The organism is Paracoccus laeviglucosivorans, from assembly GCF_900182695.1.
Lineage (GTDB): Bacteria > Pseudomonadota > Alphaproteobacteria > Rhodobacterales > Rhodobacteraceae > Paracoccus > Paracoccus laeviglucosivorans.
On record NZ_FXTK01000030.1, the window covers coordinates 1 to 11,309 of the forward strand.

The window sequence follows — 11,309 nt, forward strand, 5'->3', positions numbered from 1 at the left end:
GCCATACCCCTTTGCTGCCAGAGGGGCTCCGCCATGTCAACGCAACCGCAGCGTGCGAAGGTGCCGGGCTGGGGAGCTCCGCGATGCGGCGCAAAGGGTCCGTTTTCGTCATGTTTCAGGCGTCGTGCCGCAGGCATGGCCGTTTCAGACCTGCGAGATCGCAAAAGATCCGGCATTATCACACGGTATTAGGGATTAGCGTATGGCATGTTAGGCGATTGGAGGTTGCGGCCGCGTGCGCAGGTTTGCAGACCGCCTTGAGGCGGAATCAACAAGGGGCAAAGTTGCAGCAAGCAACCTCTGGTTCCTGAGCAGTCCGTGCGGACCGAATGAGACGTATGCTCACCGAAAATCCCGCGTCTTCACCTTGATGGTGTCGAGATGCAGATCGCGGACATACATGTCGCGGGTTCTGAGGCCCTTTGGCGTGTCGCGCTGGTCCGGCGTAGGCGATCCGTGATGGAACTCGTCGCCGCGACCATGGGGCAGCGGGAAAGCCGCGTTACGTTCGCCGACGCTGCCCAGGGCGGCAGAGAGATCGGTGATGGTGTGGGCGACGTGATGCACGACCTCGCCCTCGCGCTGCACGCGGCCGCGCACGGCGATCATCCCGGCGCCGAGGATGATCCGGCGATGGGCTTCGAAGGTCTTGGGCCAGACCACCAGATTGGCGATGCCGGTCTCGTCCTCCAGCGTGATGAACATGACCCCCTTGGCCGAGCCGGGGCGCTGGCGCACCAGCACCAGGCCCGCTACCTCGCACCAGCGGCGGTCGCGCAAGGACATCGCCTCGGCGCAGCTGACGATGCGGCGTCTGGTGAGATCCGCGCGCAGGAAGGCGACCGGATGCCGACGCAGCGACAGGCCGACATGGCTGTAATCCTCGACCACCTCGCGGCCAGCGGCCATGGGGCGCAGGGCGATGGTGGGCTCGAGGGTCTCGTGCCCCCGGCCGTCCCGGCGGGCTGCGGCGGCAAAAAGCGGCAGCTCGGCCTCCGGCAGGCCCTTGATCGCCCAGGTCGCCTCGCGCCGGGCGAGTCCGAAGGCCGGGCGAAAGCCATCCGCCTCGGCGATGCGGGTCAGGCTGGCTGTTGGCACGTCGGCGCGCTGCCAGAGATCCTCGACCGAGGCGAAGGGCGTGTCGGCCCGCGCGGTGACGATGGCGGCGGCATGGACATTGGCGAGGCCCTTCACCATGCGCAGACCGAGCCGGACCGCGAGGCGGGTCTCATCCCCGGTCGGTTCCAGCGTGCAGTCCCAGCGGGAGGCGTTGACGCAAACCGGGCGCACCTCGACGCCATGGTCCAGCGCATCGCGCACGATCTGGGCCGGGGCATAGAAGCCCATGGGCTGGCTGTTCAGGAGCGCGGCGCAGAAGGCGTCGGGATGCCAGCATTTGAGCCAGGATGATGCATAGGCGATCAGCGCGAAGCTGGCCGCATGGCTTTCCGGGAAGCCGTAGCTGCCGAAGCCCTCGAGCTGCTTGAACGTGCGCTCGGCGAAGTCGCGGTCGTAATCCCGCGCGACCATGCCCTCGATCAGCTTGTCGCGGAAGGCGCTGACGCCGCCGGTGAACTTGAAGGTCGCCATGGACTTGCGCAGCATGTCGGCCTCGCCCGGCGTGAAACCGGCGCATTCGATCGCCACCCGCATGGCCTGCTCCTGAAACAGCGGCACGCCGAGCGTCTTGCCCAGCACCGCCTCCAGCTCCGGCTTGGGGTAATCCACCACCTCCAGCCCGGCCCGGCGGCGCAGATAGGGATGCACCATATCGCCCTGGATCGGGCCGGGCCGCACGATGGCGACCTGCACCACCAGATCGTAATAGGTGCGGGGCTTCAGCCGCGGCAACATCGCCATCTGGGCCCGGCTCTCGATCTGGAAGGTGCCGAGCGTGTCGGCGCGGCGGATCATCGCGTAGGTGCGCGGATCCTCCGGCGGAATGGTGGCGAGGTCATAGCTTGCATCCTTGTGCTCGGCGATCAGCGCCAACCCCTTGGCCATGCAGGTCAGCATGCCAAGGGCGAGGATGTCGACCTTCATGAACTTCAGCGCGTCGATGTCATCCTTGTCCCATTCGATGATCTGGCGGTCGGCCATGGCAGCCGGTTCGATCGGCACCAGATCGTCCAGCCGATCTTGGGTCAGCACGAACCCGCCCGGATGCTGCGACAGATGCCGGGGGGCCCCCATCAGCTGCGCCGCCAGATCCAGGGTCAGCCGCAACCGGCGATCGGCGGGATTGAGGTTCAGCTCGCGCAGCTGCGCATCGGTGACACCGTCCTCGGACCAGGCCCAGATCAGCGCCGAGAGCGCGGTGATCAGATCCTCGGGCAGCCCCATGGCCTTGCCGACATCGCGCAACGCCCCCTTGGCGCGGTAGCGGATTACCGTGGCGGTCAGTGCGGCCCGGTCGCGGCCATAGGTGCGGTAAATCCACTGGATCACCTCCTCGCGGCGTTCGTGTTCGAAATCGACGTCGATATCGGGCGGCTCATGGCGTTCCTCGCTGACGAAGCGCTCGAACAGAAGATCGTTGCGACCGGGATCGATCGAGGTGATGCCCAGCACGAAGCAGACCGCCGAATTGGCCGCCGATCCCCGGCCCTGGCAGAGAATGCCCTGCGACCGGGCGAAGCGCACGATACTGTGGACGGTCAGGAAATAGGGCGCGTAGCCGAGCTTGCCGATCAGATGCAGCTCGTGGTTCAGCGATGCCGTGACCTCCTCGGGGATGCCCTCTGTGTAGCGATCCGCAGCACCCGCCCATGTCAACGCGGCCAGCGTCTCCTGCGGTGTCAGGGCGGGATCGTCGCGCTCTTCGGGATATTGATAGCGCAGCTCATCCAGCGAGAAGCGGCAGCGGGTCATGATCTCGAGGCTGCGGGCCAGCGCTTCCGGGTAGCGGGCAAACAGCCGGGCCATTTCCTGCGGCGGCTTCAGATAGCGATCGGCGTGGCGCTCGCGCCGGAACCCCAGCGCCTCGACGGTGGTGTTGTGGCGGATGGCGGTGACCACATCTTGCAGGATGCGCCGGGCCGGTGCGTGATAGAGCACATCGTTCGTCACCACCGTCGGCACGCGCAGCTGCGCGGCCAGCACCGACAGCTCGTGCAGTCTCAGCTGGTCGTTGGGGCGGCGGCGCAGCGTCAGCGCCAGATAGGCGCGATCCCCGAACAGGTCGCGCAGGCGGCGCAGCTGCAGCGCGCAGAGGTCATCGGCGAGATCTGGGACCAGCACGGCGATCAGGCCTTCAGCATAGGCTGCGAGATCGGTCCATTCGAGATGGCATCGCCCCTTGCCGGCGCGGGCCTTGCCCAGCGACAGCAGCCGACAGAGCCGCGACCAGGCTGTCTTATCGGTCGGATAGACCAGCAGCGCCATGCCGCAGGCCAGATCGAGGCGGCAACCGACGATCAGCCGGATGCCGGTGGCCTTGGCCGCCTCCCAGGCGCGGACGATGCCCGCGACCGAGTTGCGGTCAGTCACCGCCAGGGCCTCGATCCCCATGGCGGCGGCGGTGGCGAACAATTCCTCGGCCGATGACGCGCCGCGCAGGAAGGAGAATTGCGAGGTGACCTGCAGCTCGGCATAGCGGCTCATCCGAAGATCCCGTGCAGGAACCAGCGATGCGAACCGGTACCGGCATCCTCGCCATCGCCAGCCCGAAAAATCCAGTAGCGCGCGCCGGCCTCATCCTCGATGCGGAAGTAATCCCGCACCGCGATCATCTCGGCGTCGCGTTTCCACCACTCGCCGAAGATACGTTCCGGCCCGTCGGCCCGGCGCACGCGGCGGCGAATGCCGCGCCAGGCGATCCAGACCGGGGGCTGATCCGGCAAGAGCGCCATGGTCTCGATCGGCTCGGGACGCGGCAGCAGCCGCGCCGGGCGCGGCCAATGGTGCGGCCAGCCCGCGCCGGTCTCAGTAGCGAGCGCGGGGATCCGCATGACGGCGCGCTCGGGCACGTCGCTGGCCACCGGGGCGATGCGGTAGACGGCCTGGGCACCGACGCGGTTGGCCAGGATGTCGATCAGGCCCGACAGGTCCGGCACGGCAGGCTCCAGCAACCCGCCGCCTGCCTGCCTTGGCGCCAGCGGCTCGGCCACGGGGGTGCTCAGCACCATGATCTCGATGCCATATCCCGGTGCGATGGTCTCGATCTTGTCGCAGAGCAATCGGGTCAGCCGCTTCGGGTCACGCTGCGGCACGGCCAGGCCCACACGCACCGCCTCGATGCGGTTGTCGACGCGGTGGCAAAGCAGGTCCAGCCGCCGGGCGCCAAGACCACGCTCCTCCAGCACGGCGCAAAGCTGCCCCACCAGCTTGCCGATATAGCGGGCGATGGTCTCGGCGGCGGCGATGGGTTCGGCAAAGGCCCGGCGGACCTCGATCAGCCCGTCGGGGCGCAGCGGCACGATCGGTTCGGCCATATCGCCCAGAGCCTGGTCGAGACGGCGACCGAGTTCCGGCCCGAAGCGTCGGGTCAGAGGCGCGCGCGGCTGAACCAGCAGATCGCCGATGCTGACAAAGCCCAGATCGCGCAATCCGACCGCCACGGCAGGCGGCAGCCGCAGCGCCTCCAGCGGCAGCGGCGCAAGCGCCGTTTTCGCTGCTCCGGGATCGGCCAGATAGATCGGATCCGCAGCGAAGCGGGCCAGCGCATGGGCCGCGCCCCAGCTGTCCGAGATCGCCGCCCGCGCATCAAGGCCCGACAGCATCAACCGCCCGAGCAGCCCGTCCAGCATCTCGGCCTCGCCGCCATGCAGGTGATCGGCCCCGGTGGAATCGATGACCAGCCCATCCGGCGGATCGGCCGCCACCATCGGGCTGACCCGTTCCAGCACCCAGAGCGCGAGGCGTTCGAGGCTGGCGGTGTCAGCACCCGGATCGGCCGCCTCAACCTGCAGATCCGGCACCAGTGCCTGTGCCTTGCTGACCGGCATGCCGATCTGCAATCCCAGCGCCAGGGCAGCGCTGTCGGCGGCTGTGACGAGGCGGCGATTGCCGACCCGACCGACGATGATCAGCGGCAGCTCAGCCGAAGGCGCTGTGCAGCCCGCCTGCCTGCGCCGCCGATCGGTCGGCCAATGCGGCAGGTAGACCGAGATGACCCGTGCCATCGCATGCCTCCAATTCGATATCGAGGCTCTCGCCCGCCCGTGCCCGGATCAGCTCGACCAGCCAGTGGGCGCGTCCCAGCCCCGGCACCGGCAGCGGTGCCGAGGGTAGCTCCGAGACGCGCCAGCGCGTCATCGCCGCCGTGGGTTGGCCGAAGTCACTGGCGTCCCCCTGACGGCGCCAGCGCCGCAGCGCGATGCCGGTGGTGCCCGATCCCTTGGCCGCCAGATGCAGGCGTCGCGAGGCGGTCATCGACAGCTTCGCCACATCGGCGACCACTGCGCCGAGTCCGCCATGGCGCAACCCTTCCTCCATGCAGGCCAGCACCGAGGTATCGTCTCCGGCCTCGACATAGATCACCCGGCCCGCGGGCAGGCCGACCTGCTCCAGCGCCGGTGCGAAGAGATCGGCCTGGGTGACGCACCACATGATCTGTCCTGGCAGACGTGCGGCGATGCCGGCGGCAAAGCAGGCCGCCGCCGCGCCATCGACCGCGCCATTGCCGCCGCCTGCGACCTCGTGCAGGCATCCGAGCGCAAGGCCGCCCTTCGGCAGGCGGCGATCAAGACCGGCAATGCCGAAGGGCAGCACGGTCTGAGACCGGCCAGCATCGCCCTCCAGGGCGGAGATTTTCTGGCGGAGCGCGGCGAGGGCCGCGGGAGAGGGACGCGCGGACATGGCAGTGTCAGGCTCCAGATATTCAGGGACTCAAGGCTATATGTTCCCTCTTTGTTCCCGAATGCCAACGTGAGTCAATGCTGACTGCGCCTCTTGTGATCTGAGCAACATGGCACGATCATGGACTGCGCGAGGCCAAGAAAGACCTAAGCCGATGTGCAATCTGTATAATGTGACGACGAACCAGCAGGCGATGCGCGATGTCGTCCAAGGCATGCAGGACAGCCTCGGCAATCTCGAGCCGGTGCTCGACATCTATCCCGACCGCCCGGCGCCGGTGATCCGCAACACGCCCCATTGTCCGGAACTGGCCCGGCTGACCTGGGGCATGCCGACGCCACCACAGTTCCTGAAGGCACCGGACGCGCCCGATACCGGCGTCACCAATATCCGCAACACAGCCAGCCCGCATTGGCGGCGCTGGCTCGGGGTCGAGAACCGCTGCCTGGTGCCCGCGACCGCCTTCTCGGAATATGGCGCGGTCCCAGATCCGGTAACGAAGCGCAAGCCTCTGCATTGGTTCGCCCTCAGCGAGGCGCAGCCGCTGTTCTTCTTTGCCGGGATCTGGACGCCATGGCAGGGCACGCGTGGTTCAGCGCGGACCCCGCGCGCTGGCGCGCATGAGCTCTTCGCTTTCCTGACCTGCGAACCGAATGCGGTGGTGGCGCCGGTCCATCCCAAGGCAATGCCGGCGATCCTGACCACGAAAGACGAGATCGAGATGTGGCTCAAGGCGGACTGGCCGGTGGCGCGCGCCCTGCAGCGCCCGCTGCCCGATGCGGCGCTGCAGATCATTTCGTCCCCGGTCCGACAGGCATAGGTCGCGCCGAGATGCCCCTGACCACGCCCGACGGTCGCTACATCATCGTCCGGGGCCGCTTGTGGCGCTCGGCCAATCCGGATCTGTCCGAATCCGAACGGGCCCGTCTCGTCAACGAGTTGATGGACGCCCGCCGCGCGGTCAAAGCCGCCCGTGCCGCGCAAGACCGCAAAGCCGAGGCCGCAGCCCACCATGCCGTCGATGCCGCCAAGCAGGCGCTTGGCGAGCGCGGCCCGGTCTGGTGGCGGGATGGCGCCCCGGACCTGAACCGCGAGATGGCAAAGAACACGCCCTATGCGGAATGGCTCGCGCGCGTCGAGAAGGACGACAGCTAGCCTTCTCTGTTCTCAATTCGTTCCGGATGCGTTAATCATTCGGGCATGAGCCCGGAGGTCGCCGTGGGATATCTGCAGAACCTGAACGAAGCGCAGCGCCGTGCGGTCGAGCATGGTGCCGAGCCGCTGCTGATCATCGCGGGCGCAGGCTCGGGCAAAACCAACACGCTGTCGCACCGCGTTGCACATCTGCTGAAGCAGGGGGCAGATCCCCGGCGGATCCTGCTGATGACCTTCTCGCGCCGCGCGGCATCTGAGCTGACCCGGCGCGTGTCGCGGATCACCGAAAGTGTGATGGGTCAAGGCTATGCCGCCGAGGCGCTGACCTGGGCCGGAACCTTCCACGGCATCGGTGCCCGGCTCCTGCGCGATCTGGCACCGCAGATCGGGCTCAACCCGGACTTTACCATCCATGACCGCGAAGACAGCGCCGATCTGATGAACCTCTGTCGGCACGAGGCGGGGCTCTCCAGCACCAAGACCCGCTTTCCGGCCAAGGGCACCTGCCTTGCGATCTATTCGCGCAGCGTGAACTCCGGCACGCCTTTGGCCGAGGTGCTGACGGACCATTTCCCATGGTGCGCCATGTGGGCGGCGGAGCTGAAGCGGCTGTTCGGCACCTATGTCGTCGCAAAGCAGGCTCAGAACGTGCTGGATTATGATGACCTGCTGCTTGCCTGGGCGCAGGTCATGGCCGATCCGGGCTTTGCGGCCCATCTGGGCGCGATGTGGGATCATGTGCTGATCGACGAATACCAGGACACCAATATGCTGCAGGCCCGCATCCTGTTGGCCCTGAAGCCGTCGGGGCAAGGTCTGACTGTCGTCGGTGACGATGCGCAGTCGATCTATGCCTTTCGCGCCGCGACCGTGCGCAACATTCTCGACTTCCCTGCAGCCTTCTCGCCACCGGCGGATGTGGTGACGCTGGACCGCAACTACCGCTCGACCCAACCGATCCTGGCTGCGGCGAATGCCGTCATTGCACGGGCGCCCGAGCGCTTTACCAAGGATCTGTGGTCTGATCGCCCCTCGGCCGAGAAGCCGCGTCTGGTGAATCTGCCGAACGAGACGGATCAGGCCCGCTTCATCGCCGATCAGGTGCTGGCCAATCGCGAGGGCGGCATGACCTTGAGACAGCAGGCGGTGCTTTTCCGCACCTCCAGCCATTCCGGTCCGCTGGAGGTGGAGCTGACCCGACGCAATATTCCCTTCGTGAAGTTCGGCGGGCTGAAATTCCTTGATACCGCGCATGTGAAGGATCTGCTGGCGGTGCTGCGCTTTGCTCAGAACCCGCGTGACCGCGTGGCGGGGTTCCGGATGCTGCAGCTGCTACCGGGCCTCGGACCCGGCACGGCAGCGAAGCTGCTGGACCGCCTGACCGTCCCCGATCCGATGGCGGTGCTGGCGCAGATGGACGCCCCATCAAAGGTGACCGGCTGGGCCGATCTGGTGGCCGCGCTGCAGCCCACCGGCTGGCCTGACGCGATCGGTCGCGCGCGCCTCTGGTATGAACCGCATCTTGACCGCATCCATGAGGATGCCGAGTTCCGCCGCGCAGATCTTCTGCAATTGGAACAGATTGCCAGCACCTATCCCACGCGCGAGAAGTTCCTGACCGACGTGACGCTTGATCCGCCCGAGGCGACCAGCGCCGAGGCGGGCGTGCCGCTAAAGGACGATGATTATCTGATCCTGTCGACCATCCACTCGTCCAAGGGGCAGGAGTGGAAGGCGGTCTTCTTGCTGAACGCCGTCGATGGCTGCATTCCCTCGGATCTCGGCACCGGGCAAAGCGCCGACATCGAAGAAGAGCGGCGGTTACTCTACGTGGCGATGACCCACGCCAAGGACCAGCTGACGATCGGCGTGCCCCTGCGTTTCTACGTCACACAACAAGTGAAGCGTGGCGACAGACATCTGTTCGCCGCGCGCACCCGGTTCCTGACCAGCGATATGTTAGACCTGTTCGACGTGACACGTTGGGCGCCGCAAGCGACCGGGCAGGCGGCAACGCCGGCGCCGGGGCGCGTAGATGTGGCGGCTGGCCTGCAGGAGATTTGGCGGTAAGAAAACGCAGGCTTACGTTCATAGCAGGCAATATTCTCTACCCCCTGCCCCACTGTTGCGACCGACGACAGAAGTCGGTATATGACTCAGTCATACTATGGAGGCGCAAATGACGGTAAAAACCACTCTCAGCTTCACTGACCGCCACCATCGGTTCCTTGCGGAAAAAGTCGGTCAAGGCGCCTTCGCGACCCAGAGCGCCGCGGTTGCTGCTGCGCTGGAACAGATGATGCAGGACGAGCAGGAGCGGGATGTGGCGCTCTCGGCCCTCGCGGAAGAAATTCGGAGCCGGATGGCAACCCCGCGCACGGCATTCATTGATCAGGACGATGCCTTCGGTGCTGCACTGGCAGCAGTCGGAGCGGCGAGACGCGTTTGATCTACCGGATCCGCTACCATCCGCTCGTTGCGCGGGACCTCGATGCGATTGCCCATTGGATACTCGATTATGCCGGGCCGGACGCGGCCGCGCGTAAACTGGCCGAGATCGAGGCGGCTGTCGCCACACTGAAGACCACACCGCACAAGGGTAGCCTCCGCGATGAAATTGCCCCCGGCGTGCGGGCCATTCCGGTAGGCAGAAAGGCCGTGATCGCGTTCGTGGTGGAGGATGAAGCTGCCGAAGTGCTGATCTACGCCATCACCTATGGCGGTGCGGACTGGGCCATGCGCAGCAGTTCGCGCAGCCGGTGACCTCGGCCGAGCCTGTGTGGAAACTCCCTTCTGTGTTAGACTTTCTCGTGGTTTCGGGAGGTCGAGATGGCTGGATTCATTGAGGGCGTTGAGCGCGATCAAGCTTCCCTGTTTCCCCATCGTCTGGACGACTGGATTGACGCTGATAGCGTGGTTCGGGTCGTTGACCTCTTCGTTGATGAACTCGACCTGCAGGGCCTCGGTTTCGCGCGGTTCACGCCAGCGCGGACGGGCCGTCCCGGCTATCATCCCGCGGTCCTGCTGAAGCTGTTCATCTATGGCTACCTGAACCGCATCCCGTCGAGCCGCCGTCTCGAGCGCGAGGCCGGGCGCAATGTGGAACTGATGTGGCTGACGGGTCGGCTCGCCCCGGACCATAAGACTATTGCCGACCTTCGGCGCGACAATGGTCCGGGCATCTGCCGGGCTTGCGCGCAATTTGTCGAGCTTTGCCGCCGGATCGGTGTGCTGAAGGGAGCGTGCGTCGCCGTCGACGGCAGCAAGTTCAAGGCGGTCAATAACCGTGATCGCAACTTCACCAAAGGCAAGATCGCCAGTCGTCTGGCCCATCTCGAGGCCGGGGTCGAACATTACATCAATGAGATGGTCCGCATCGACCGGCTGGAGGAAGGCGAGGCGCGGGCGGAGCGGGTTGCACATCTGGCGCGCCGCTATGGCAGCATCCGCCAAGAGATCGCGCGGCTGAAGGCAATGGACATAGCGCTGACAGAAGCGCCGGATGGCCAGATCTCGCTGACCGATCCGGATGCGCGTGCTATGGCGACGAGCGCCCGCAACAGCGGCATGGTCGGCTACAACGTCCAAAGCGCTGTCGATACCGAAACCCATCTGATCGTCGCCCATGAGGTGACGAATGCGGTCTTTGACCGCGATCAACTAGCTCCGACCGCGCTGGCGGCCCAGGCCGCGCTCGGCGGTGACGACCTCCATGTGATTGCCGACAAGGGCTACTTCAGCGGCTCACAAATCCTCACCTGCCACGAGGCGGGGATCATGGTGACCGTGCCGCGCCCGGCCACTTCGGGCAATGGGGTCAAAGGCTGGTTCGTGAAGGCAGACTTCCGGTATGATGCCGCGCTCGATGTCTATGTCTGCCCCGCGGGCGATGAATTGTCCTATCGCTACACTCGCGAAGAGCGCGGTGTTCAGGTGCGTCGCTACTGGATCAACAACTGCCAGACCTGCGTCCTGCGGCATCGCTGCACGACGGGAACCGAGCGGCGGATCACCCGCTGGGAACACGAGCATTTGGTCGATGACATGCTGGCGCGGCTTGGCCGAGATCCGGATCCGATGACGCGCAGGCGCTGCACCGTCGAGCATCCGTTCGGCACAATAAAGGCTTGGATGGGCGCGACACATTTCCTGACGAGGCGTCTGCCGAATGTCAGGACGGAAATGGCGCTGAACGTCCTCGCCTATAACATCAAACGAGCCATCTCCCTGATCGGCATCCGCCGTCTCATCGCCGAGATCGCGAACTGAGAAAGCTGACGCAGCTCTGCGGCGGTAGCGACACCGAAGACCCCATGTGCCGCTAACCAACTGTTTCCACACAGCCTCGGCCCATA

The 11,309-nt window shown here is 65.9% G+C and carries 9 protein-coding genes; 6 read left to right on the forward strand and 3 right to left on the reverse strand.

Annotated features, from left to right (window positions below; all coding sequences use genetic code 11):
• Positions 1 to 342: 342 nt before the first annotated feature.
• The 3 genes from FN835_RS19160 to FN835_RS19170 are packed head-to-tail and all read right to left on the reverse strand — an operon-like array spanning position 343 to position 5,799.
• The gene (locus FN835_RS19160) at positions 343 to 3,603 is read right to left on the reverse strand and encodes an error-prone DNA polymerase (RefSeq protein ID WP_142664847.1); all 3,261 of its coding nucleotides are present in this window, start codon (positions 3,601 to 3,603) and stop codon (positions 343 to 345) included.
• The gene (locus FN835_RS19165) at positions 3,600 to 5,123 is read right to left on the reverse strand and encodes a Y-family DNA polymerase (protein WP_142664848.1); all 1,524 of its coding nucleotides are present in this window, start codon (positions 5,121 to 5,123) and stop codon (positions 3,600 to 3,602) included. Before FN835_RS19165 ends, FN835_RS19160 begins: the two co-directional genes overlap by 4 nt.
• Positions 5,038 to 5,799 (reverse strand): ImuA family protein, encoded by a 762-nt coding sequence (locus tag FN835_RS19170; protein WP_142664849.1) that lies wholly within the window; start codon positions 5,797 to 5,799, stop codon positions 5,038 to 5,040. Before FN835_RS19170 ends, FN835_RS19165 begins: the two co-directional genes overlap by 86 nt.
• Before the next feature lie 154 nt (positions 5,800 to 5,953).
• Between FN835_RS19170 and FN835_RS19175 the strand changes: the two genes are divergently transcribed.
• The 6 genes from FN835_RS19175 to FN835_RS19200 all read left to right on the forward strand — a co-directional run bounded on the left by FN835_RS19175 (position 5,954) and on the right by FN835_RS19200 (position 11,223).
• Positions 5,954 to 6,619 (forward strand): SOS response-associated peptidase, encoded by a 666-nt coding sequence (locus tag FN835_RS19175; protein WP_142664850.1) that lies wholly within the window; start codon positions 5,954 to 5,956, stop codon positions 6,617 to 6,619.
• Between the two features lie 11 nt (positions 6,620 to 6,630).
• Complete coding sequence (locus tag FN835_RS19180; RefSeq protein ID WP_142664851.1) at positions 6,631 to 6,954, forward strand: hypothetical protein; 324 nt, start codon at positions 6,631 to 6,633, stop codon at positions 6,952 to 6,954.
• Positions 6,955 to 7,017: 63 nt separating this feature from the next.
• Entirely contained in the window at positions 7,018 to 9,024 is a 2,007-nt protein-coding gene (locus FN835_RS19185; RefSeq protein ID WP_221930489.1) for an ATP-dependent helicase, read from the forward strand.
• Between the two features lie 109 nt (positions 9,025 to 9,133).
• The gene (locus tag FN835_RS19190) at positions 9,134 to 9,403 is read left to right on the forward strand and encodes a hypothetical protein (RefSeq protein WP_246098814.1); all 270 of its coding nucleotides are present in this window, start codon (positions 9,134 to 9,136) and stop codon (positions 9,401 to 9,403) included.
• Positions 9,400 to 9,717 (forward strand): type II toxin-antitoxin system RelE/ParE family toxin, encoded by a 318-nt coding sequence (locus FN835_RS19195; protein WP_142664854.1) that lies wholly within the window; start codon positions 9,400 to 9,402, stop codon positions 9,715 to 9,717. The genes FN835_RS19190 and FN835_RS19195 overlap by 4 nt, the downstream gene beginning before the upstream one ends.
• 66 nt (positions 9,718 to 9,783) lie before the next feature.
• The gene (locus FN835_RS19200) at positions 9,784 to 11,223 is read left to right on the forward strand and encodes an IS1182 family transposase (RefSeq protein ID WP_142664855.1); all 1,440 of its coding nucleotides are present in this window, start codon (positions 9,784 to 9,786) and stop codon (positions 11,221 to 11,223) included.
• Positions 11,224 to 11,309 lie beyond the last annotated feature (86 nt).